The organism is Nevskia ramosa DSM 11499 (genome assembly GCF_000420645.1).
GTDB lineage: Bacteria > Pseudomonadota > Gammaproteobacteria > Nevskiales > Nevskiaceae > Nevskia > Nevskia ramosa.
The window spans coordinates 1-22482 of the sequence record NZ_ATVI01000001.1; the positions used below are offsets into that span (position 1 = coordinate 1).

Annotated in this window: 21 protein-coding genes; 7 read left to right on the forward strand and 14 right to left on the reverse strand. The window is 63.9% G+C overall.

Annotated features, from left to right (window positions below; genetic code table 11):
- Positions 1–18 precede the first annotated feature (18 nt).
- From G513_RS0100005 to G513_RS0100030, 6 genes are all read left to right on the forward strand, one after another.
- On the forward strand, positions 19–474 hold the full coding sequence (locus tag G513_RS0100005) for a pilin (protein ID WP_028474941.1): 456 nt from the start codon (positions 19–21) through the stop codon (positions 472–474).
- 140 nt (positions 475–614) lie between these two features.
- Positions 615–2636 carry an O-antigen ligase family protein gene (locus G513_RS0100010; RefSeq protein ID WP_022974775.1) on the forward strand — a complete coding sequence of 674 codons (2022 nt, stop codon included), beginning with the start codon at positions 615–617 and terminating at the stop codon, positions 2634–2636.
- A 78-nt stretch (positions 2637–2714) separates the two neighbouring features.
- A complete protein-coding gene (locus G513_RS0100015) occupies positions 2715–3863 on the forward strand; it encodes a hypothetical protein (protein WP_022974776.1) in 1149 nt (382 codons plus the stop codon).
- Positions 3864–3976: 113 nt separating this feature from the next.
- Entirely contained in the window at positions 3977–5728 is a 1752-nt protein-coding gene (pilB, locus tag G513_RS0100020; protein WP_245563044.1) for a type IV-A pilus assembly ATPase PilB, read from the forward strand.
- A 53-nt stretch (positions 5729–5781) separates the two neighbouring features.
- Entirely contained in the window at positions 5782–7005 is a 1224-nt protein-coding gene (locus tag G513_RS0100025) for a type II secretion system F family protein (RefSeq protein WP_022974778.1), read from the forward strand.
- An 81-nt stretch (positions 7006–7086) separates the two neighbouring features.
- On the forward strand, positions 7087–7284 hold the full coding sequence (locus G513_RS0100030) for a hypothetical protein (RefSeq protein WP_022974779.1): 198 nt from the start codon (positions 7087–7089) through the stop codon (positions 7282–7284).
- Positions 7285–7392: 108 nt separating this feature from the next.
- Here G513_RS0100030 and G513_RS0100035 read toward each other — a convergent pair whose 3' ends face one another.
- Genes G513_RS0100035 through gtdA form a run of 5 tightly spaced genes read right to left on the reverse strand, consistent with a single transcriptional unit; the run spans position 7393 to position 11642 of the window.
- A complete protein-coding gene (locus G513_RS0100035) occupies positions 7393–7872 on the reverse strand; it encodes an aromatic-ring-hydroxylating dioxygenase subunit beta (RefSeq protein WP_022974780.1) in 480 nt (159 codons plus the stop codon).
- Positions 7869–9137, reverse strand: coding sequence for an aromatic ring-hydroxylating dioxygenase subunit alpha (locus G513_RS0100040; RefSeq protein ID WP_033417048.1), 1269 nt, complete (start codon positions 9135–9137; stop codon positions 7869–7871). Before G513_RS0100040 ends, G513_RS0100035 begins: the two co-directional genes overlap by 4 nt.
- Positions 9138–9146: 9 nt before the next feature.
- Entirely contained in the window at positions 9147–9866 is a 720-nt protein-coding gene (locus G513_RS0100045) for an alpha/beta fold hydrolase (protein WP_022974782.1), read from the reverse strand.
- Between the two features lie 30 nt (positions 9867–9896).
- Positions 9897–10592 carry a fumarylacetoacetate hydrolase family protein gene (locus tag G513_RS0100050; protein WP_022974783.1) on the reverse strand — a complete coding sequence of 232 codons (696 nt, stop codon included), beginning with the start codon at positions 10590–10592 and terminating at the stop codon, positions 9897–9899.
- Between the two features lie 27 nt (positions 10593–10619).
- Positions 10620–11642, reverse strand: coding sequence for a gentisate 1,2-dioxygenase (gtdA, locus tag G513_RS0100055; protein WP_022974784.1), 1023 nt, complete (start codon positions 11640–11642; stop codon positions 10620–10622).
- Positions 11643–11930: 288 nt separating this feature from the next.
- Here gtdA and G513_RS0100060 point away from each other — a divergent pair, with 288 nt between their 5' ends.
- Positions 11931–12836 carry a LysR family transcriptional regulator gene (locus tag G513_RS0100060; protein WP_022974785.1) on the forward strand — a complete coding sequence of 302 codons (906 nt, stop codon included), beginning with the start codon at positions 11931–11933 and terminating at the stop codon, positions 12834–12836.
- Here the strand turns inward: G513_RS0100060 and trpC are convergent.
- The 9 genes from trpC to G513_RS20530 form a co-directional block, all read right to left on the reverse strand.
- Positions 12833–13639 carry an indole-3-glycerol phosphate synthase TrpC gene (gene trpC, locus G513_RS0100065; RefSeq protein ID WP_022974786.1) on the reverse strand — a complete coding sequence of 269 codons (807 nt, stop codon included), beginning with the start codon at positions 13637–13639 and terminating at the stop codon, positions 12833–12835. The two genes, G513_RS0100060 and trpC, sit on opposite strands and share 4 nt — an antisense overlap.
- A gap of 4 nt (positions 13640–13643) precedes the next feature.
- On the reverse strand, positions 13644–14690 hold the full coding sequence (gene trpD, locus G513_RS0100070; protein ID WP_028474946.1) for an anthranilate phosphoribosyltransferase: 1047 nt from the start codon (positions 14688–14690) through the stop codon (positions 13644–13646).
- The gene (locus G513_RS0100075) at positions 14681–15271 is read right to left on the reverse strand and encodes an anthranilate synthase component II (RefSeq protein WP_028474947.1); all 591 of its coding nucleotides are present in this window, start codon (positions 15269–15271) and stop codon (positions 14681–14683) included. The genes trpD and G513_RS0100075 overlap by 10 nt, the downstream gene beginning before the upstream one ends.
- A 291-nt stretch (positions 15272–15562) precedes the next feature.
- Complete coding sequence (locus G513_RS20510; RefSeq protein WP_022974789.1) at positions 15563–16555, reverse strand: trypsin-like serine peptidase; 993 nt, start codon at positions 16553–16555, stop codon at positions 15563–15565.
- A gap of 512 nt (positions 16556–17067) precedes the next feature.
- Complete coding sequence (locus G513_RS0100085) at positions 17068–17820, reverse strand: response regulator transcription factor (RefSeq protein ID WP_022974790.1); 753 nt, start codon at positions 17818–17820, stop codon at positions 17068–17070.
- Positions 17821–17880: 60 nt separating this feature from the next.
- The gene (locus G513_RS20515) at positions 17881–20070 is read right to left on the reverse strand and encodes a PAS domain-containing hybrid sensor histidine kinase/response regulator (protein ID WP_022974791.1); all 2190 of its coding nucleotides are present in this window, start codon (positions 20068–20070) and stop codon (positions 17881–17883) included.
- A gap of 91 nt (positions 20071–20161) precedes the next feature.
- On the reverse strand, positions 20162–20950 hold the full coding sequence (locus G513_RS24495; protein WP_022974792.1) for an ADYC domain-containing protein: 789 nt from the start codon (positions 20948–20950) through the stop codon (positions 20162–20164).
- Positions 20947–21906: a sterol desaturase family protein gene (locus G513_RS24500; protein ID WP_169560465.1), complete on the reverse strand. Its 960-nt coding sequence runs from the start codon at positions 21904–21906 to the stop codon at positions 20947–20949. Before G513_RS24500 ends, G513_RS24495 begins: the two co-directional genes overlap by 4 nt.
- Positions 21907–22021: 115 nt before the next feature.
- Positions 22022–22315 carry a hypothetical protein gene (locus G513_RS20530; RefSeq protein WP_022974794.1) on the reverse strand — a complete coding sequence of 98 codons (294 nt, stop codon included), beginning with the start codon at positions 22313–22315 and terminating at the stop codon, positions 22022–22024.
- Positions 22316–22482 lie beyond the last annotated feature (167 nt).

Here is a 22482-nt window from a genome sequence, read left to right on the forward strand (position 1 = left end):
TTCCAGGAGCATCTATCCATGAAAAAGACTCAGCAGGGCTTCACCCTGATCGAACTGATGATCGTCGTCGCGATCGTCGGCATTCTCGCCGCCATTGCACTGCCGGCTTATCAGGACTACATCGGCCGCGCGAAAGTGACCGAAGCCGTCGCCCAGTTGGACGGCGCCAAGACCTCGGTAGCCGAATATGTAGCTTCGCAGGGCGCATGCCCTGCAACGACTTCCGCCTCCGGAGTGTCGTCACCGACCGGCGCGAAGTACGTGACCTCCGTTGCGACCGACGCCGCCTGCAACATCGGCGCGCTGGTGCAGAGCGTCAATGCTGGTATTGACGGCAAGTACATCATCCTGGTCGCGTCCAAGCAGGCCGACAACAGCATCACCTGGAATTGCGCGACCAACGCAACAACGGCGAACTTCAAGTATCTGCCGGCCAACTGCCGCACTACCGGTACGTTCACGGCGGTTCCGTAATACCGATCTGCCGACCTTGGGCCGCAGTACGCAGGAGTGATCGCAGGTTCTCTGTACAGCCTTCGAAGGCACTAGCCAGCCAACGGTTTCGGTAAGCAATTGTTTTTAAACGCCGCCCTCAAGGGCGGCGTTTTCTTTCCGTGAAGGGCCTGCATTTCGTGAACGCCAAATCGCAGTCCCTTATCAGCACTGGCGCTGCCTCAGCCTTCGCCGCCTCCTGCCTTTACCTAGGCGGCTATCAGGTGATTCCGCTTTATGTCTCATCAGCCCTGCTGCTGGCGCTGCTGATCTACGGAATCAACAATACCGACGGCACACGGGCCGCTCGTCGTCCGTACTCGTTCAGCGCGATCATGCTGGCGATATTCGCCGCCTACTGCCTTGCGACCTACCAGCTCAGTCTGCTGCCCAATCTTTCGCTGCTGGCAGCCTGGGTGTTCATGGCCATGCCCCTGGCCTACTTTGCGACGACCGTGGCGCTGCGCGACGAGAGAGCATGGCGATACAGTCTCAAGCTGATCCAGATCGTCGCGCTGGGAATCATGGCGCTCGGCATCGTCGAGTTCGTGTTGATCCGCAGCCGGCCGTTCTCGATTTTTCTCGATTTCAATGTGCTGGCGGCGTTCTGCAACGTCTTCGCGCTGCCAGCGATCGCCCGGCTTCATGACAGGGTGCGGGCCGATGGCTTCGCCGTTGCCTTGCGGTCCCGCACGGCATGGTTTCTATGTGCGGCGTCGCTCTGTCTGGCCGCAACAGCCTCACGCGGCGGGCATCTCAGTTTTCTGCTTGGCGTTGCAGTCCTTGGCGTTTTGTTGATTCGTCATGACCGGCGCGCCTGGAAAACGGTGGCCGCGAGCCTTGCGATCTTCGTGGCTTCGCTGATGTTGATCGTGCCGTTCCAGCACCACGCGAGTTCGTTGTCGCGGCTCACGGGCATCACGAACGACCAGTCGACGCAGGATCGGCTGGAGATATTGAGATCCACCTGGCGCATGGTCGAAGACGGGCCCTGGTACGGCAGCGGCCTGGGCACCTACAAGGTCCGCTATCTGATGTTCCGCAGCCCCGGAGATTCCTCGTCGAGCGGCGATCTCGCTCACAACGATTACTTGCAGGTGCTTGCCGAAGGCGGACCGGTGCTGCTCGGCACGCTGCTGCTGCTCGCTTTCGGCGGGGTGTTGGCTGCCCGCCGACTATGGCGCTCTGCGCGCAACACTGCCGCTTCACCGACGTTCGTTGAAGCTGCGGGACTTGTTGGCGGGCTCAGTTGCCTGTTCGCCCACGCCGCGGTGAATTTCATCTTCTATGCGATGCCGCTGGCGATGATCACCGGCCTGTACTTCGGCAGGCTGGATAACCTGCGCACCGACATACCGGCATCCGCCCCTCGTTTCGAGGCAACGCCCCGCAGCCTGAGGCTGCTGCTGTCCGGCCTCATGCTGTGGCTGACCACAACCGTAGGCTTGCAAGGCTTCTACCACGTCGTGCGAACTGGCCAGTGTCAGCTTCTCATGTGCCAGTCGTTGACCCGCGACGAGAATTTTCTGGCCCGATTCTCGGCGCTGCTGGCGGCGACGCAACCGTCCTATCTGCCCGCTCGTGATTGGCTGGCAGACGCCTATCTGGCTACGGCCTACGGCGTGACCGACGGAGGAAAGCGCCTCGAGGGCGCCCGTCAGGCGGCAAAAGAACTCAGTGATCTGATTCGACAATTCCCGGCCCTGCCTACTTCGTACGCTCGGCTTGCCGATTTGCTGGTGGCGCAGCCGGAAGCCGCAACGGCCATCCCGGTTGCGGAACGGGAAACCCCGGAAGCGCTCTATGCGGAAGGGCTGCGGCGCGAACCCATGGATGTTCAAACCCGCATCAAGCTGGCGACGATGCTCGATATGCGAGGCCAGCACGAGCCAGCGTTCTCGCTGCTGTTCGACGACGGCATGCGCTGGTGGAAGGTTGCGGCATTTCCGGACAGCGGTCGCAGCATGCTGCTGAAGGCCGCGATTCCGCTGGCGCTGAAACTCGGCCGTTGCAAGGACGCGATCGAGATGGCACAAGGGCTGAATATCTTCCTGCCTGATGATCCGCTGGCCAAGCCGATCGCCCACTTGGGCGAACGCGAACCGCCGGTCAGCGACGGCACGCCAGGCTGCGCCGCTGGCTGAGCTGATCGGACCTGCCGGCTTGCATCCCACCAGTACGCGCCTTACGGTTCAGGCACTCCCGTTTCGAACCGTCGCCCGATGAGCGCCACCACTGTCCCGTCGTCTGCAGCCGAACCGAAGGCAGTAGCCAGCCCGCCGAAGACCGGCTTCGCCCAGCAGCCCGGCTACCTGTTCGGGCCGTGGATGGATTTCTTCTGCCTCGGCGGCGCGACGCTGCTGATCATTCCCTGGTTCGCCTTGCTGCCGACCGACTGGAAAGCCTACGGCGACGTGCTGATCATCACCACGGCGGTCGCACACTTCATCAACAACCCGCACTTCGCGCATTCCTATCATCTGTTCTATCGGGACTTCGGCAAGCGCGGCTTCAATGCCGAATATCCGCGCGAGTGGCGAGTCCGCTATCTGATCGCTGGCGTCGCCGTGCCGCTGCTGCTGATCGGCTTCTTCCTGTGGTGCCTGGTCACCAAGAACGCGCGGGCACTGGGCTTCAGCGTCAACCTGATGTTCTTCACCGTTGGCTGGCATTACGTGAAGCAGGGCTACGGCATGCTGATGCTGGATTCGGTGCTGAAGCGGCGCTTCTTCAACGAACGCGAGAAGAAGGTACTGCTGTGGAATGCCTATGTGGTCTGGTTCTTGTCCTGGCTGCTGGCCAATGCCATCGCCTACAAGGCTGATTACTGGGGCATCTCCTATTACACCTTCACCACGCCGCAGCCGATCCTGACGGCGATCGAAGTGATTGCCGGCCTCTCCTCGGCCGCCGTGTTGCTGATGCTTGGTCTGAAGTGGCGGGCCACCCGGCAGGTGCCGCCGTTCAACGGCCTGGTGGCCTACACGGTGGCGCTGTACCTGTGGCTGCTCTATCGCGATCCGGTGCTGACCCTGATCTTCCCGGCCATGCATTCGATCCAGTACATGGTCGTGGTCTGGCGCTATGAACTGAACGTGCAGCAGGACCGCAGCACAGACGCGAAGTTGCCGACGATGACCTTCGGTCTGCGCATGGCGCTGTTCTATGCGATCGCGATGGGCCTTGGTTATCTCGGCTTCTGGATGGGGCCGCAGTGGTTGGCGAAAGTGTTTCCGACGATGCTCGAAGGCGTCGGCAGTGGCGCCTTCCTGCTCGCGGCCTGGATCTTCATCAACGTCCACCACTACTTTCTGGATAGCGTGGTCTGGCGCAAGGGCAACCCGGAAACCGGCAAGTATCTGTTCCGTTGAACCGCGCCGGCATTCCGGCTGCCGGTTCGTCGCTGGCTTCGTGGATGTGGGCGGTGTAATTTCCTGATTCCGCTGGCGCAGTGTTCTGCTGCGCGCGGCACCAGGCTCGATTCGTGGCAACCAATTTCCAGACGACGTCTCCGCCCCCGGCACCACCGATCACCACGTTCATCGGTGGCTTGCCGCGTCGGTTGATCAATGACGGGTTGCTGACCGAGGAGCAGGCGCGCGAGGCCCAGACCAAGGCGGCCAGAACCGGTTCGCATTTCGTGTCGGTGGTCGTCGAAGCGAAGTGGATTCAGGCCACGCGGCTTGCCGAGATCGCCAGCATCGAGTTCGGTACGCCGCTGATCGATCTCGGTTCAATCACCGTTGACGCCGGCATCGCCCGCGAAATCAGCGAAAAGCTGATGCGCAAGTACCACGTGCTGCCGATCTACAAGCGCGACCGCCGGCTGTTCGTGGCGCTGTCCGATCCGACCCGCCTGCAGGCGCTCGACGAGGTCAAGTTCGCGACCGGCTATCAGGTGGAAGGCATCCTCGTCGAAGAGGACAAGCTGGCGAAGGGCATCGATGCCGCCGTTGCCGCCGTGCAGGCTACGGCGTTGCAAGGCGGCGACGAGGATCTGGAAAATCTCGAGATCGAAGGTGGCGAAACTGATCCGGGCGCCGACACCGGCGGTGGCACCGATGCCGACGATGCGCCGATCATCCGCTACGTCAACAAGGTGCTGATCGATGCGATCAACCGCGGCGCCTCGGATATCCATTTCGAGCCCTACGAGAAGAAGTACCGCATCCGCTACCGGGTCGACGGCGAGCTGAAGGAAATCGCCACGCCGCCGGTGCAGATGGGCGGCCGTCTGGCCGCGCGTCTGAAGGTGATGTCACGGCTCGATCTGGCCGAGCGCCGGGTGCCGCAGGACGGCCGCATCAAGCTGAAGCTGTCGGCCAGCAAGGCGATCGACTTCCGCGTCTCTACCTGCCCGACGATGTGGGGCGAGAAAGTGGTGATGCGTATTCTCGATGCATCGAGCGCAATGCTCGGCATCGACGCGCTCGGCTACGAGCCGGATCAGAAGGAGCTGTATCTGAAGGCGCTGGCCAAGCCGCAGGGCATGATCCTGGTCACCGGCCCGACCGGCTCCGGCAAGACCGTCTCGCTGTACACCGGCCTGAACATCCTCAACGACGACAACACCAATATCTCGACCGCCGAAGACCCCTGCGAAATCAATCTGCCGGGCGTCAATCAGGTCAATGTCAACGTCAAGCAGGGCCTGACCTTCGCCGTCGCGCTGAAAGCCTTTCTGCGTCAGGACCCGGACGTCATCATGGTCGGCGAGGTGCGCGATCTGGAAACCGCCGAGATCGCGATCAAGGCGGCGCAGACCGGCCATCTGGTGCTCTCGACCCTGCACACCAACGACGCGCCGCAAACCCTGACGCGCCTGCTGAACATGGGCGTGCCGGCCTACAACGTCGCCAGCTGCGTGACCCTGATCATCGCCCAGCGTCTGGCCCGCAAGCTGTGCAAGCACTGCCGCAAGGCGGATGTGGTTCCGAAGGAAGAACTGCTGCGCGAAGGCTTCAGCGCCGAACAGATCGCCACCCCCGGCTTCACGATCTACAAGGCCAATGGCTGCGATCAGTGCAACAGCGGCTACAAGGGCCGTACCGGCCTCTACCAGGTGATGCCGGTCACCGACGCGATCTCGCGGGTGATCATGGAAGGCGGCAACGCCATCGACATCGCCGACCAGGCCGCGCGCGAAGGCGTGCGCACGCTCCGCCAATCGGCTCTGCGCAAGGTGCTGGACGGCACCATCGACCTTACCGAAGCGAACCGCGTCACCGTCGATTAGCAGTATTCTTTTCGCGGCGGCGCAGCCCACTCGTCAGTCGATCGGAATCAACCATGGCCGTAGCCAGCACTTTGGTGAAGGACGCAACGTTTGCGTGGGAAGGCCGTGACCGCAAGGGCACGATGGTCAAGGGCGAGTCCGACGGCCCGAGCGAAGCCCACATCAAGCTGCAGTTGCGCAAGCAGGGCATCAATCCGATCCGGGTGCGGAAGAAGTCGGCGCTGTTCGGCAAGCGCAAGAAGCCGATCAAGGGCCAGGACATCGCCGTGTTCAGCCGCCAGCTGGCAACGATGATGTCGGCCGGCGTGCCGCTGGTGCAGTCACTGGAAATCGTCGGCCGCGGCCACGCCAATCCTTCGATGGGGGAAATGGTGCTCGGCATCAAGGGCACCATCGAAGGCGGCGCGACGCTGGCCGAATCGCTGGCCAAGTACCCGCGTCATTTCGACGATCTGTTCGTCAATCTGGTCGACGCCGGCGAGCGCTCCGGCGCGCTGGAAACGCTGCTCGACAAGATCGCCACCTACAAGGAAAAGACCGAGTCGCTGAAGAAGAAGGTCAAGAAGGCAATGACCTATCCGGCGGCGGTGATCGTCGTCGCGGTGATCGTCACCACCATCCTCCTGTACTTCGTGGTCCCCCAGTTCGCGGCGCTGTTCAAGGGTTTTGGCGCAGATCTGCCTGCACTCACACAAATGGTGGTCTCGATGTCCGAGTTCATCCAGGCCGACTGGTGGGTGGTTCTGCTGATCATCCTCGGGACCTTCTTCGGTCTGCGTGAAGCACATATCCGCTCGCCCAAGGTTCGTCGCTTCACCGATCGTCTGCTGCTGAAACTGCCGGTGGTCGGCGATATCCTCTACAAGTCTGCCGTGGCCCGGTACGCGCGCACCCTGTCGACGATGTTCGCCGCCGGCGTACCGCTGGTCGAAGCGATGGATTCGGTCGCCAAGGCTGCCGGCAACATCGTGTTCACCGAAGCGATCATGCAGATGCGCGATCAAGTGTCGACCGGTCAGCAACTGCAGCTGACGATGCAGCAGACCGGCCTGTTCCCGGCGATGGCCGTGCAGATGGTCGCCATCGGCGAGGAATCCGGCTCGCTCGATCACATGTGCGCAAAGCTCGCGGACTTCTACGAGGAAGAAGTCGACGCCCTGGTCGACAATCTCACCGCGCTGCTCGAGCCCATGATCATGGTCGTGCTCGGCGTTCTGGTCGGCGGTCTGGTCGTCGCCATGTACCTGCCGATCTTCAAGATCGGTGCGGCGATCTGATGTCTTAATTCTGTCCTCATTATCGACCCCCACGATGGGCGAGCAGCACGCACTTGTGCTGCCAACCCCTGGGAATTTTCGATGAACAAGATCATTGCTGCTGTTGCCCTGTCGACCAGTTTCCTCGCCGCCGGCCTCGCCTCCGCCGCCGTACCGCCCGCCAAGTCCAAAGCGACGGCCGAAGCGACGACGGATGCCAAGGCTGCTGCCAAGACCAAGCACGCGCACAAAGCTCATAAGACTGCAAAGCACACCACTCCGAAGAAGACCCTGGGCTGAGCCATCGCCGCGTGAACGGGCCTGGGTCCGGACGCGCCAGCCAGAGTCGTCGTCGTACAGACAAGGCCGGAAAGCCCCCGCTTTCCGGCCTTTCTGCGTTCAGACAGCTCAGATCGGATAGATGATCGAGTTCGGAATCATCTCGCTGTCATAGACCGCCAGCCTTGAGGCAAACCTGAAACCTTCATCGGTGCGCACGATCTCGTCGATGTAACGGCCAACGTTGTAGACCGTGCTCAGTCCCGACAACTTGGTGCGGAACACCGCGTAGTTCGCTTCGGCGTGGATGCGCCCGGCTTCGAGCTTGCGGATCATCGGCGTGCCGACCACGTGGCGCTGATAGTAGGGGTCGTGGAAGAGCGTTTCCTGGATGCCGTAGACGCGATCCTTGAGCATGCCCTTGCTTTCGAAGCTCAAGGTGGCCAGCGGAAAGCCGCGATCGTAGTTCTCGCGCGGCTGCAGGCGGTAGCTGCAATCCTCGATGAAGAACTCCGGCCAGCTGTCCCAGCGGCCGGAATCGACGGCGATCGCGTAATCGGAATAGAGCTGGTTCAGCGCCAGCCAATCCTCGAAAGAGATTCCAGTCACGACTCCATGACCTCGCGCCAGTAGCGGTACATGCCGCGGATCAGGGTTTCGGTGACCATGTGATCCGTGTTCTCCACTTCGCGCCCGCCCAGCTCGACCAGCGTGCGATGGCCCGGCTTGGCCTCGAAGGTTTCCTGCGAGAACTCGATCACTTCGCCATCGTCCGCCGACACGAAACCGGCCGGCCCGAACAGATTGGCCTGGCGCAGGCGCCGCTGGGTCATTTCCGGCGTGTCGTCCTCGAAGCCGAAGTGCGTCCAGACGAAATCGAAGTGGCCGTGGCCATCAGGGATGATCTGCCGCGTCGAGACACTGTTGACCTGCTGCTGCAGGATCACGCTCGGAAACAGCGTGGTCATCACCGCCGTCGGCCCGTTCCACCAGGGCTCCGGGACGATGTCGAGAAAGCGCGGATCATGCAGGTTCATCGTCTGCTTGAAGCTGGACACCCGCGAGACCTCGGACACCGCACCGGCATTGCCGCGCGTCGAGATCATCGCCGCGTGGCGGCCTTTGGCGTCCATCACCATCTGCGACTTGTTGTCGGCACGCCAGAGACCGAAGGTCACGAACCAGGTGTGCAGCAGGCCCGGGTGGTACGGGTCCTTGATGTTTTCCTGCATCAGCTTCCAGTTGCCCGGAATGCGCTGGCGGTTGTAGCCGAGGATGTGCAGCTTGCGGCCATCAAACAGGCGATCGAAGTAGCGCAGGACATCAGGACCGACGAAGTCCTCGAAAGACTCCACTTCGTGATCGAAGGACGCGAACACCACGCCACCGCGTACTGCGACCTTGAGCCTGGTCAGGCCGTGATCGGCGAGATTGAAATCCGCCGGCATGCCGCCCTGCACCACGCCATCACGCTTGACGCCATGACGCATCGGCACGCCGCGCAGGCGGCCGTCGAGCGCGTAATTCCACTGGTGATACGGGCAGACGAAGGCTTCGCGATTGCCATGCCGCTCGCGGCAGAATGCCACGCCGCGATGCGCGCAGGCGTTCTCGACGACATGAATCGCGCCATCCATCGCCCGCACCAGCAGCACCGAGCGCTCGCCGACATTGGTGCGCTTGAAGTCCCCCGGCTTGGGGATCTCCGCTTCGAGGCCGACATAGCACCAGTGCTTGTCATAGAAGAAGCGCTGCAATTCCCGCTTGTGGAGTTCGGGATCGTTATAGGCGGCGAATGGGATGCGGCTGGTGCCGCGCTCCCATCGCAGGGCCGACAACGGAATCGGTGGTGTTTCCAGATGGGGCGCGTTCATCGGGGGGACTCAAGCCAGCTGCGCGAGCAGCGCCGACAACTCGGCCGGCAGATCCATCATCAGGCAGTGACCGCCGGGCAGACGATGCAAGGTCCAGCCCGGCTTGCCGCTGATCGCCGCCGCCTGCTGCTGGAACGGGCTTGGCTGCCAGCCATCGGCCACGATATAGCTGCGCGGCAGTGCATCGGCAGCTCCGTCGAGCAGCACCGGCAACTGGAAGGTGGCCAGCGCCTGGGGATTGCACTGTCGCTCCATCCATTCGGTGGTCGCCGGAGTCTGGCCGAACAGCGCGCCGGGAATCGGCGGGACCAGGCCGCCGTTGTCCTTGGCCTGAAAGAAGTGGCCGATGAAGATCGCCGCCAGCTCCGGCGGCAGGTTGTGGCGTATGCAATCGGCCAGGCATTCACCATGCTCGGGCACGAAGGCATCGAGATAGACCAGATGCCGGATCTTCGACGCCGCGCGATCGGCCGCGGCGGTGATCACCATGCCGCCATAGGAATGACCGACCAGGATCACGTCGCTGAGTTCTTCGGTCTCGATGACGCCGAGCACGTCGCGCGCATGGGTTTCCAGAGTGATGCGCTCGTTGCCGAGGTGCCGGCTCTGGCCGTTGCCGGTCAGGGTCGGCGTGAACACCGTATGGCCCTGGGCGCGCAAGGAATTCGCAACCTCGCGCCAGCACCAGCCGCCGTGCCAGGCACCATGAATCAGGACATAAGTGGCCATGCGTTTCGCTCCCCGTCTACGGTTGTCGGCTTACTTCGCAACCCGCACGTCGATACCGGCAAGTCCGGCAATGGTCCCGAGCATCAGATCGCCTGGCAGCACCGGATTCACGCCTTCCGGCGTGCCGGTCATGATCAGATCGCCGGGCTCCAGTGCTTCGTACATCGATAGCTGGGCGATTGATTCGGCGACCGACCAGATCAGCTTGTCGATGTCCGACGCCTGCCGCGGCTGGCCGTTGACGGTCAGCGCAATCGCAGCGTTTTCGGGATGGCCGATGTCAGCCGCGCGGGCAATAGCGCCGATCGGCGCCGAAGCGGCAAAGGACTTGCCGAACTCCCAGGGCCGGCCCTTGTCGCGGGCGTCGAGTTGCAGGTCACGGCGCGTCATATCAAGGCCGACGGCATAGCCGTAGACGTGATCGAGCGCGTTTTCGACCGTGATGTCGGCGCCGCCCTTGGCAATGGCGACGACCAGTTCGATCTCGTGATGGAAATTCTTGGTCCGCGGTGGATACGGAATCGTCACCGGGCCTGCGGCATCAACCGCTGCCTGCGCCGGCTTCATGAAGAAGAACGGCGCTTCGCGGTCTGGATCGCGGCCCATCTCGCGGGCATGAGCGGCGTAGTTGCGACCGACGCAGAAGATGCGATTGACCGGGAAGCGGGCACCGCTGCCGGCGATCGTCAGGCTGCGTTGCACAGGTGCGGGAACGGCGTAAGTCATTGCTTGATCCGTTGAATTGAAAAGCGCTTAGAGACGTTCTTCGCGCCACAAGCCCAAGGCTTGCTGCACGGGACGATCTGAAAAACTGAACAGCATCGCGTCGCGGCTCGCGCGGAGTTTCAGCGTGTGCCAGGACGGCACGACGAAGACATCGTTCTCGGCGTAGCGATACGTGGTGCCTGCGATCTCGGCCTCGCCCTCGCCTTCCAGGCAGACGTGAATGGTGCCGTCGGTACTGCGCAGGCCTCGGGTCTCGAAGCCAGCCGGCAGCCATTGCGTGAACGCGGCGATGGTCGGCATCGGCGATGCACCAGTCGCCGGATTGACGTAGCGCAGCTTGTGGCCAAGGTGCGGATCAGGCGCGCCGGCCGACGCAATCGCCTGCAACGAGACGCGAGTCTTGTCGTGCGGATAGACGAAGACGCGCGTCGGGTCCGCCGGCTTCGGCGCGTAATCCATCGGCAGCAGGTTCGAGCCATAGCGCGCCAGCGCATCGCCTTCCGGACGGGCGACCGACTGCGTATGAGTGGCCGCCTTCTCGGCGAAACCGGCATCGAGAAAGCGCACGGTCGGAATGTCCAGACCATCGAGCCAGACCACCGGTTGATCGCCGAGGTTGCCGTGATCGTGAAAGGTCCAGGCCGGCGTGATGATGAAATCGCCGCGGCGCATCGTCGTGCGCTCGCCGTCGACCGCCGTGTAAGCGCCCTCGCCATCAAGCACCAGTCGCAGGGCCGATTGCGTGTGGCGATGCGCCGGCGCGACCTCGCCTGGCAGGATCAATTGCAGGCCGGCGTACAGCGATTGGGTGATGCAGGACTGGCCGCGCAAGCCCGGATTCTCGAGGATCAGCACGCGGCGCTCGGCTTCCTCGGCGGTGATCACTTCACCGGCTTCCATCACGTATTGGCGCAGTTCTGCGTAGCGCCAGAGTGCGGGCTGTGCCGGCGAACGCGGCGATGGCGGCACCAGCGCGCCAAGCACTTCCCACAGCGGCGTCAGGCCATGGGCGGCGATGCGGTCGTAATAGGCGCGGCGTTGCGCGGACATGCTAGTGCAGCGCGTACAACAAAGCCTGAGCGCTGTGCCGCGTCTCGCGGCGCGACTCTGCGTTGCGAATCGTCGCCATAGAACAACTATGGCTCCTCATCGCGCCTTGATTCGCTCCGCGATCCATCGCCACATCACTCACGCTTCGTTGTGTGCGCTGCACTTGCTCTCCTCCAACGGCGGCCGGTACATGCCGGCGGCCTGATCGATGAGCGCATGATTGCCGCATTGCCTCCATCAGCCAATAGAATCTGATGAATACGTGTCATCACCGATGTGAATGCCCATATGGAACTTCGTGATCTCGATCTGAACCTGCTGGTGGTGTTTCGTCAGCTGATGCTCGAACGCCGCGTGTCGCGCGCGGCGGAGAGCCTGGGCCTTACGCAACCTGCAGTCAGCAACGCCCTGGCGCGGCTGCGCCGACTGCTGGGCGACGAACTGTTCCTGCGCAGTTCGCGCGGCATGGAGCCAACGCCGTTTGCGGAAAGTCTGGCCGAGCCGATCAGCCATGCGCTGGGGCTGTTGCACGGCGCGGTCAACCAGCGCAGCGAGTTCGAGCCGGCGACCAGCGAGCGCGCGTTCACGATCGGCATGACCGATATCGGAGAAATCTATTTCCTGCCGGTGCTGATGGAAGCGCTGTCAGCGGCAGCGCCGAAGCTGGTGATCAGCACGGTGCGCAATACTGCGGTGAACCTGCGAGTGGCGATGGAATCCGGTCAGGTCGATCTGGCGCTGGGTCTGCTGCCACAGCTGAAAGGCGGCTTCTACCAAAGGCGCCTGTTCAAGCAACCCTACGTCTGCCTGATGCGCCACGGCCACAAGCTCGACAAGCGGGCGATCACCGCGAAGGAGTTTTCAGCGGCCGAGCATGTCGTCGTGGTCTCGGAAGGCACCGGCCACGGCAAGGTCGACGAACTGCTGGAGCGCAATGGCATCACTCGCCGTATCCGGCTGACGGTGCCGCACTTCATCGCCGTCGGTCACATCCTGAGCCGCAGCGACATGATCGCGACCGTGCCGCTGCGCTTCGCGGAGACCATCGCGGAGCCGTTCGGCCTGGTACACGTCAAGCATCCAGCGACGCTGCCGGAGATCGCGATCAGTCTGTTCTGGCACGCCAAGCAGCATCAGGACCCGGCGAACCGCTGGCTGCGCGAACTGCTGCTGAAGCTGTATGCCCAGCCTTAGGCGATAAGTGCCCGCAAGGCATCGCCCGGGCTCGGCTGACGCATCAGCGATTCGCCGATCAGGAAGCGGCGCACGCCTGCAGCAAGCATTTTCTGCACATCGGCTGGCACACCGATGCCGCTTTCGGTGATCACGTCGTAGCCGGCGGGAATGCCATCGAGAAGCTCGATGGTCGTTTCCAGCCGGGTCTCGAAGGTCCGCAGGTTGCGGTTGTTGATGCCGAGCAGCACCGGCCCAGTTCGATTACTTGGGAGATCGAGCGCCAGCATCGCATCGCGTTCCGGGCGATCGTGCACTTCGATCAGCACATCCATTTCCAGATCCTGCGCGAGCCGCGCAAGTTCACCGAGCCGTGCCGGTTCAAGTGCTGCGGCGATCAGCAGCACACAGTCGGCGCCGATCGCGCGGGCTTCGACGATCTGGATCTCGTCGATCAGGAAATCCTTGCGGATCACCGGCAGCGGCGTGTGCTGGCGCGCCTCGACGAGGTAATCGTTATGGCCCTGAAAGAACTGCTCGTCGGTCAGCACGCTCAGGCAAGCGGCGCCGCCGCGGGCGTAATCTTCGGCCAGCCAGCCGGGATTGAAGTCTTCGCGGATCAGGCCTTTCGACGGGCTGGCCTTCTTGATCTCGGCGATCACGCCAGCGCCGGCTGCGGCCTTCGCCGACAGCGCCGCGGCAAAACCGCGCGGTGACGGTTGCGCCAGCGCGATGCGTTCCAGATTGCCGATCGCGATGCGCGCCTGCAGCTCGGCGATCTCGATGCGCTTGCGGGCAAGGATGGTTTCGAGGATGTCGCTCATTTGTTCAAGTTCCGGAACCAGCAGCGCGCGTCGCCGCAACATAGGCGTCGACCTTCGCACGCGCGGTACCGCTGGCAATCGCCGCGGTTGCGCGGACGATGCCATCGGAGATCGAGCTGGCCACGCCGGCGGCATACAGCGCGGCACCGGCATTGAGACAGACGATGTCGCGTGCCTGGCCGGCGATGTTGTCGAGCGCCTGCAGCAGCCGCTGCTTCGAGTGCGCGGCGTCGTCGACTTTCAGATTGCGGCTGGCCGACATCGCCAGGCCATAGTCCTCGGGATGAATGTCGTACTCACGAATCTGGCCATCGCGCAGTTCGCCGACCAGGGTCGCGGCGCCGAGCGAAATCTCGTCCATGCCATCGCGACCCCAGACCACCAGCGCGCGCTGCACGCCGAGCTTCTGCAGCACGCGAACCAGGATGCCGACCAGATCCGGATGGAACACGCCCATCAGGATGTTCGGCGCACTGGCCGGATTGGTCAGCGGGCCGAGGATGTTGAAGATCGTCCGCACGCCCATTTCGCGACGCACGGCGGCGACGTTCTTCATCGCCGGATGATGGCGCGGCGCGTACATGAAGCCGATGCCGGTCATGCTGAGGCAGCGCGCCACTTGCTCCGGCGACAGATCGATATCGGCGCCAAGCGCTTCGAGCACATCGGCGCTGCCGGATTTCGACGACACGCTGCGATTGCCGTGCTTGGCGACTTTCGCGCCTGCGGCCGCCGCGACGAACATCGAGGCTGTGGAAATGTTGAAGGTATTCGAGCCGTCGCCCCCGGTGCCGACGATGTCGACGAGGTACGCGTCCGCCGCGCCGCCCGGCGTCGGCACTTTCAGCGCGAACTCGCGCATCACCGTCGCGGCTGCAGCGATCTCGCCGACGGTTTCCTTCTTGACCCGCAGGCCGGTCAGGATCGCCGCCGTCATCACCGGCGAGACGTCGCCACGCATGATCTGGCGCATCAGCGCGATCATCTCGTCGTGAAAGATTTCGCGGTGCTCGATGGTCCGCGCCAGCGCTTCCTGTGGCGTCATTTCCAGTTATCCAGGAAGTTCTTCAGCATCGCGTGACCGTGCTCGGTCAGGATCGATTCCGGATGGAACTGCACGCCTTCGATCGGCAAGGACTTGTGGCGCAGGCCCATGATCTCGTCCGGCGTGCCGTCCGGCTTCACCGTCCACGCGGTGGCTTCCAGTTCGGCCGGAAAATCGCCGCGATCGACGATCAGCGAGTGATAGCGCGTGGCCGTGAACGGGCTCGGCAGATCACGGAATACCGAACCGGCCAGGTGGTGGATCGGGCTGGTCTTGCCATGCATCACCGATGCGGCGCGGCGCACGGTGCCGCCGAACGCCTGGCCGATCGACTGATGGCCAAGGCAGACGCCGAGGATCGGAAAGGTGCCGGGCTTGCCGAGGCGTTCGATCAGTTCCAGGCAGATGCCGGCTTCGTTCGGCGTGCACGGCCCCGGTGACAGGACGATATGGCTGGGTTTCAGTGCGGCTACCTCATCGACCGTGATCTGGTCGTTGCGGTGCACGGCAACCTCCGCCCCGAGCTCGCCGAAATACTGGACGAGGTTGTAGGTGAAGGAGTCGTAGTTGTCGATCATCAGGATCATGGCGTGCGGCCTCGCGGGCTGGCGGTAAGCGGTCGTCGTCGGGTGCATCGGAGCGGTTCACGCCTTCGGAGCGAGCCGAAGCGGAACGGGCAAGACTTCAGGATGAGCGACGCCAGCGAGACATGGCCAGAGGATGATCGGGTGATGAGGTTGCGCAGTTTACCGAGCGCGGCGCGCGGCCGCTGAAAACCAGAACGGGCCGGCTCCTGACATGGACGCCGGCCCGTCTGGTGAATCACGAATCCTGGCGTCAGCCGGGTGTCGAGCCGCGACACCCGGCCGGCCCAGCGATTACGGAGCGCTTACCGACGACGTGAAGAAGTTGGACACCGTCTGGGTGATGCGGGTACCGCTGTTGTTGCCACCATTCGCGCCATAGGCATGGATGGAGTTGGCGCAGGCGCCGGTGCAGGCTCCCGCCGCGCGGTCACGCTCGAACACCGGCGAGCCGCTCTGGCCACCGGCCGTGTCCTGCGGATAGCGGGTCTTGCGCGTTTCGGACACGGTGATGTCGCTGACCGACGCGTAGTGCGTGCCCGCCGCCGTATCGCCCGGATAGCCCGACACTTCGACTGGCAGGCCGACCAGCGACGCAGTCGTCCAGAACCAGCCGAACCAGCCAGTGGTATTGCCGATCGTGCAATTCAGCTTCGCGGAGCCGTAGTCGTACTCGTCGGAGCCGTTGCTGATCCAGGTGGAATTGGTGCGCCACTGGCGAACCGTGCAGCTGCCGTACGGGTCCGAGGCGCCGTTGCGGCCTGGATAGAACTTGCCGTTGGTGCTGAACACGCCACCATTGCCCTGGTGCACGCAATGGCCGGCAGTGGCGATGGTGTCCTTGCCGATCAGCCAGGCGGTGCAGATGTAGTTGCTGCCAGCCTGCGAGAAGGTCAGCTGGCCAATCGCACGTTCGGGGTACGTGGTCGTGTACTTGCGGAAGCGGCGATCGGCGCCGATCACCGATTCGGGCTGCACCTGGTCACGCGCATAAGCCGGGATCATGGTCTTGTACTTGGCCGCGAACTCGGCGATTTCCTTGGTGCTGTAGGTGCGCGCCGAAAACTCGGCTCCGGCATCGCGGCGGCCGACATCCACGCCGCGGAAGCTGGCGATGCCGCCAGTCTCGGCGGAACCCTTGCCAGAGCTTTCAGCAGTGACCAGCGGCGCCACGATGCCGGCGTCGCTGGTCACGGTGTAGACCGTGTCCGCGTGTGCCGCAGTGGTCAGCATCGAACCGAAGATCACCGTTGCGGTGACCGCAATCTTGTTGAGTTTGTTCAGCATGTCGTCTCTCCCATTTGCCTTGAAGGGCCCCAAGTCGGGGTGGACGAAAGCTAAGGGCGGCCTCGATCCGCGGATGTGATCGATTGCTCATAGAGCGGCTTCGGAAGGCGCCGCGAATGGGAAAAAGAGCGGTTCTGTGAAGGGGGCGACAAAATCCCTTTGTCGCTACCGTGGTGAAACCGGGGCGCGGATCATCCCGATACTGGCCGCTGCGCGGCATAAACCGCGCGGAACCGGGTTTGGACAGGGTCTGTTAACACTCACTTTGGTCGCTGCGTTGCAGGTCAAAAAGCCGCCGGGCGAGGCGCGAACCGCAGGCCACAGCCCACCTGTGGTCAAGGTTCGCAACGAAGTCCCGGCGACTTTTTGGCCGCAACCCGAAGGGGCGGGATCGTTTTTCCGCATTGCTGCTTGCTCGTCGCGCCAATGGGTCGGCCATTGGCCGCTCCTCTCAAGTTGCACTGCGGGAAAACGACCTCCGCCGCAGCGATCAAAGTGAGTGTTAACAGACCCTAGCGCCCGTACTGCGGCTCGCCAACAGGCACGTACTCATAGCCGCCGCCATGCCCGCGTACCGTCTTGATCACCGTGGGATCGCCGGGCACCGGCTCGATCTTCTTGCGCAGGCGCGTGATGCGCATGTCGATGGCGCGGTCGAAGACTTCGTCTGCGTCGATGCCGGCCAGTTCGATCAGCTTGTCGCGCGACAGCACCACCAGCGGATGGTCGGCGAACACCGCGAGCAGGGCGTAGTCCGCACCGGTGATCGGGCATTCCCGCCCATCGGCATCGATCAGGCGCCGACGCTGTCGGTCCAGCCTCCAGCGCCCGAACCAGGTGTGCTTCGGCGCTTGCTGTACGGGGGCTGGCGACGACGGAGAAACCGCCTGCGCCGACACGTTCTTCAAGCGTCTGAGTTGCGTGCGCACGCGCGCCAGCAGCTCGCGCATGTCGCAGGGTTTCGCAAGGTAATCATCGGCACCCAGTTCCAGGCCGACGATGCGGTCGGTGGTGCCATCGACGCTGGTCAGCATGATCACCGGTGTCGATGCGAAGCCGCGCAGCCAGCTGAGCAGCGCCAGGCCATCCTCGCCCGGCATGCGCAGATCGGAGATCACCACATCGGGCATGCGCTGAGCCACTGCGGCGCGGAAGGCCGGCACGCCGTCACAGGCTTCGACCTCGAAGCCGGCATCGATCAGATAGGCGCGGACGGCCTCGCGCAGGGCAGCGTCGTCGTCGATCAGCGCGATACGAGCGGGCATGGAGCGAACCGGCAAAAGGGTCGGCGCAATATAACGGCTTGCCTGCGTCGGTAGATCGATTCAATCGGACCCGATATCCAGCAACGCCAACAAGGCCAGCGCCTGCACGTACTCCAGATTGGCGATGTGCCGGCCGATAGTCGCGAGGTCCGCGCCCGCCGCCGCACCGAGCGCGGCGCGCAGCGCCTCGAAAGTCTCGTAGGCCGCGTCATCGTCATCACCAAGCCGGCGCAGCAGTTCCGCACGCAGTGACGCTGCAGAGGCGCTGACAACAGGCACTGCGTCCGCGCCGGCTTCGGCATGCGCCATCAAAGCGAGCCGCGAGTCGGCCACCGCCGCCACCAGAGCGTCGATCGCGGCAACCGTCGGCAGCCCGGTTTCCAGCGAGCGTTCGATCTGCGCCGCCAGCCGCGACACTTGCATCGCACCCACCTGTGCAGCGAAGCCCTTGAGCGTGTGCGCACTGAGCAGGGCTGCGTCGAAACGCTGCGCGGCCAGTTCTGCGCGCAGGCGTTCGGACAAATCCTCGCCCTCGATATAGCGGCGTGCCAGCGCCTCGTACAACTCCGGCTTGTGGCCGAAGCGCGTTCTCGCGGCGGCGAACGCGGCTTCCGGCGCCAGCGGCGGTTCCGGCAGTGTCGCGCTCACCGCAGGCGTCGCGACCCGGCGATTCGTGCAGCGCGCCAGTGCCCCGAAAAGCTCCGACACCGCGATCGGCTTGCCGACGAAGGCATCCATGCCGGCCGCCAGGCAGCGCTCGCGATCCGGCGCCATGACGTTGGCGGTCAGCGCGATGATCGGCGTGCGTCGCGCCAACGCGGGATCGAGCGCCGCCTCCTGCGCGCGGATGCGACGCGTCGCCTCGATGCCGTCCATGCCGGGCATGCGCAAGTCCATGAAGATCGCGTCGAAGCGCTGCGCCGCCGCCGCTTCGATGGCCTCCGCGCCCGAAGCCGCGAGCGTCACCTGCACGTCCACCGATCCGAACAGTTCGCTGACCACCTGGCGGTTGATGTCGTGGTCGTCGGTCACCAGCACCGACAGTCCCGCCAGCACTGTCGCTTCCGCTGCCGCGCCCGGCTTGGCGCTGACTGCTTCGGGCGTATCGAAACGCGCCGAGAAGTGGAAGGTGCTGCCCTGCCCCGGCTCGCTATGGACGCCGATGGTTCCGCCCATCAACTCCACCAGCCGCTTGCAGATCGACAGCCCAAGGCCGGTACCGCCGAACTCGCGCGTGGTGGAAGAATCCGCTTGCACGAAAGCCTGGAACAGCTTGCCGATCTGCTCCTGTGTCAGACCGATGCCGCTATCGCGGACGGAGAATTCCAGCATCGTCTGGTCCGCGGAATGCTCTGGTTCGGCCCTGGCCATCCCCACTCGCACCACCACCTCGCCCTCACGCGTGAACTTCACCGCATTGCCGCCCAGATTCAGCAGCACCTGCCCCAGCCGCAGCGGATCGCCGACCAGCGTGCCGGGCACGTCCTCGTCCACCTCGACGGCAAAGTGCAAGCCCTTTTCCTGCGCACGCAGGCCAACCACGCTGTGCAGGTTGTCCAGCACCTGCGACAGCGCAAACGGCGTGTGCTCCAGGTGCAGCTTGCCGGCCTCCACCTTGGACAGATCCAGGATGTCGTCGATCAGGCTCAGCAAGGTGCGCGCCGAACTCTCGATACGCGCGAAGTGCTCGCGCAACTTCGGCGGCGGATCGGCCTGCAGACCGAGGTAGGCGAAGCTCAGCACCGCGTTCATCGGCGTACGGATTTCGTGGCTCATCGTCGCCAGGAAATCGCTCTTGGCACGGCTCGCCGCCTCGGCCGCTTCGGTGGCCTGGGCCAGCCGATCCTGCAACTCCTTCTCGCGGGTGTACTCCTGCCAGCAGCCGGTGACGATCACTGCGCCGTCGGGCTCTACCCGCCGCGTCGCCAGACTGTGGACCCAGCGCGTGCGGCCGTCGCGATGGAAGGCGCGATAGTCCAGGCTCGTCGGCCGGTCGCTGGTCGAGTTCATCGCGCCGAGGACGATGTGCAGGTCGTCCGGGTGGATCAGGCTGAACAGCGCGTTCGGATTGGCCTCCGCCTCCGCCGATGGCACCCCGCTCATCTCCAGCGAACCGCCGCTGACGAAGGGCAAGCTGATGCGGCCGTCGGTCTCGCGCCGCAGCTCGAAGACGATGCCCGGCACCCGGTCGGTGATCTCGCGCAGGCGGCGCAGCGCCTGGCTGTCGCTGGTCTCGGAGGTGGTGCTCATGTTTGTCGCTCCTTCAAGCAATCACAGGGCGGTGGCCGCCGAGAAGACCGCGCTCGACTGCGCGGCGGACATGGCCCGCCCCAGAGCCGCATCATCTTTTCGACCCGTTGAACAGTAGCGCTCCGGCGGCCGCCGCTATCGCTTCGTCGCACCCCTTCCGCGCCAGCCGGGGATAGCGCTCGAAAAGCTGCGCTGTGGTGATCAGATCGCTCCAGCGCGTATGCGCCACGCACACCGCGCCGGCCGGTGCCCAGCCGGCCTCGAAGCCGAACTTCGAGTCGTTGCCGGATTCGGATTGCTGGATGCCGATGCGATCGTAGACGTCGATGTCGGTGCCGTTCTTGGTATGCGCAGTGCCGTCACCTGCATAGTCCGCACGGACCATGTGCACGCAGGCCGCGTGATACGGCGTCAGGTCCTCGCCATGCGGACCCTTCGCCCAGGGCTTGTAGCCGAAACGCACGCACTTGCCGACCGCGCCCGATGAGCAAGTGAGCGTGATTGCGCCTTCGCGGCCGGGATGACCTTCGGGCAGTGCAACGGGAAAGCCCCAGGTCTCACCGTAGAAGTTGGGCTGGCAGGCGGGTTTCCATGTGCCTTGCGCGTCCTGCACCTGGAACTCGTGGCGCAGGATGTCGGGGTCTTTCGGGTCCGGGATGATCGAGGCCAGCTTGATCGAGGCGATCTGGCCGCCTTCGATCCCCATGTGCACCATCGCGCCCTGCATCTGCACGCCTCGGAGCACGCGGCCGTCGGCCAGCTTGAGGACGAAGGCGGTGTGCTCGGTGCTCAGGTCCGGCGCGGTGACGGTTTCGGCAGCGTTGGCGCAGGCGGCCATCAGAATCAAGGAAATGAAGGCGGGCAGAGGGCTGATCGTCATGGCGTCTGTCGAGAAATGGAGAAGGCATCGGCGGCACTTGAGGGCTTCGCCAGCGCAGCACTCGGGCCGCTGTTGCGCCCGCGCGGCAGCAGGCTCATGAACCAGCGCCGCTGGATGGCGATCATCTCGAGTACCGGATTGCCGTTGCCAAGTTGCCGATCCTCGATGCCCAGCTCCACGGCCTCGTCCGTCCAGGCATAGGTGCCGAACAGGCGATCGATCAAAGGGCAGTTCGAGAGATTGCGGTCGTGCAGGTGCTTGTTTCGGGCGTGATGGATGCGGTGGTTGATCGGCCCGGCGATCAGCCAGCGCTCGATCCACGGAAAGGGGTTGGGCACGTTTGAATGCTGCCAATACACCAGCACGGCCGTGAACTTCCACAACACGACTGCCGACAGCGGATCCAAGCCCAGCAGCAGGCCCGGCAGCGGGGCGAACACCAGGCGCACGATGACTTCCAGCGGATGCACGCGCTCGGCATTGAGCAGCGTCATCTCGCGCGGCGCATGGTGCACCGCATGCAGCGGCCACAGCCAGCGGGTGTGCAGCAGCCGGTGCGCGCCGTAGCCGGCCAGTGAATTGACGACGAACATCAGCGGGACAGCGATCAAGACCGGTAAATCAATCTGCGGGCGCTGCCATTGCAAGGCCTGCGTCGCCGCGTTGATCAGATGATCCATGCCGAAGCTGAAGCCGGTGACGAACAGTGAAAACACGCCGCTGTAGATGAGCGCGCCATAGAACAAGTCGGTGCCAGTGGATCTGTTGCCAGGCTTCAGCAGCCGGCCGATCGACGATTTTTCCCAGCCGACGATCACCAGGTCCGCCGTCATCACGATGGCCAGCAAGATCAATTCGCCGGTATCGACCGGTGTTCCGAACCACTGATCCATCATCAGGATTCCACCGCCAAGCGCGGCACAGAAGGCGATGGCTCGTAGGGCGGATCGGCTCAAGGCTGACATCGGATGGATTCCTTTTTCCTTCAGGCCACGCAGCCAACCCAGCCTGCGGGAAAAAATTGGCGCCGGACCGGATCGCGGTGCGGCGCCATGGGCAAGTCCGGGGCGATTACCGGGCGGCCACGCCTTCCGGCAGGGTCACCGCGACGATCGCGCCAGGCTTCAGGCCGGTGGCTTCGGTGCCGTTGAACGAGGTGCCGTTGAACGAGATGCCGTTCAGCATGAGACCGTTGAGCGCCATTCCATTGATCGAGATGCCGTTCATCGCGAGGCCGTTGAAAGTGATGCCGTTCATGGCCATGCCGTTGAGCGAGAAGCCGTTCGGCGTCAGCCCGGCGTGCGCCGGAGCGACAGCGGCGACGGAGAGGGCGAGGACGGCGGCGAGGGTCTTGAGGGTTTTCATGGTGAATCTCCGGTAGTGCGTTAGAAGGGTCTGTTTTCGGAGAGGTCCGCCCCTCCGATGAAAACCAGACTACGCACCGCCCGTCACCACTTGATCACCATCGCCGGTGACATTGTCACCGTTGTGTCACCGCCGCTCGATCCCGTCCGCACCGTGCCCCATCACGG

Excerpts from the sequence above, each read along its gene's own strand:
- G513_RS0100005 (WP_028474941.1), top strand. The coding sequence starts at position 19 with ATGAAAAAGACTCAGCAGGGCTTCACCCTGATCGAACTGATGATCGTC.
- G513_RS0100015 (WP_022974776.1), top strand. The coding sequence starts at position 2,715 with ATGAGCGCCACCACTGTCCCGTCGTCTGCAGCCGAACCGAAGGCAGTA.
- G513_RS0100025 (WP_022974778.1), top strand. The coding sequence starts at position 5,782 with ATGGCCGTAGCCAGCACTTTGGTGAAGGACGCAACGTTTGCGTGGGAA.
- G513_RS0100030 (WP_022974779.1), top strand. The coding sequence starts at position 7,087 with ATGAACAAGATCATTGCTGCTGTTGCCCTGTCGACCAGTTTCCTCGCC.
- G513_RS0100040 (WP_033417048.1), bottom strand. The coding sequence starts at position 9,137 with ATGAACGCGCCCCATCTGGAAACACCACCGATTCCGTTGTCGGCCCTG.
- G513_RS0100045 (WP_022974782.1), bottom strand. The coding sequence starts at position 9,866 with ATGGCCACTTATGTCCTGATTCATGGTGCCTGGCACGGCGGCTGGTGC.
- G513_RS0100050 (WP_022974783.1), bottom strand. The coding sequence starts at position 10,592 with ATGACTTACGCCGTTCCCGCACCTGTGCAACGCAGCCTGACGATCGCC.
- gtdA (WP_022974784.1), bottom strand. The coding sequence starts at position 11,642 with ATGTCCGCGCAACGCCGCGCCTATTACGACCGCATCGCCGCCCATGGC.
- G513_RS0100060 (WP_022974785.1), top strand. The coding sequence starts at position 11,931 with ATGGAACTTCGTGATCTCGATCTGAACCTGCTGGTGGTGTTTCGTCAG.
- trpC (WP_022974786.1), bottom strand. The coding sequence starts at position 13,639 with ATGAGCGACATCCTCGAAACCATCCTTGCCCGCAAGCGCATCGAGATC.
- G513_RS0100075 (WP_028474947.1), bottom strand. The coding sequence starts at position 15,271 with ATGATCCTGATGATCGACAACTACGACTCCTTCACCTACAACCTCGTC.
- G513_RS20510 (WP_022974789.1), bottom strand. The coding sequence starts at position 16,555 with ATGCTGAACAAACTCAACAAGATTGCGGTCACCGCAACGGTGATCTTC.
- G513_RS0100085 (WP_022974790.1), bottom strand. The coding sequence starts at position 17,820 with ATGCCCGCTCGTATCGCGCTGATCGACGACGACGCTGCCCTGCGCGAG.
- G513_RS20515 (WP_022974791.1), bottom strand. The coding sequence starts at position 20,070 with ATGAGCACCACCTCCGAGACCAGCGACAGCCAGGCGCTGCGCCGCCTG.
- G513_RS24495 (WP_022974792.1), bottom strand. The coding sequence starts at position 20,950 with ATGACGATCAGCCCTCTGCCCGCCTTCATTTCCTTGATTCTGATGGCC.
- G513_RS20530 (WP_022974794.1), bottom strand. The coding sequence starts at position 22,315 with ATGAAAACCCTCAAGACCCTCGCCGCCGTCCTCGCCCTCTCCGTCGCC.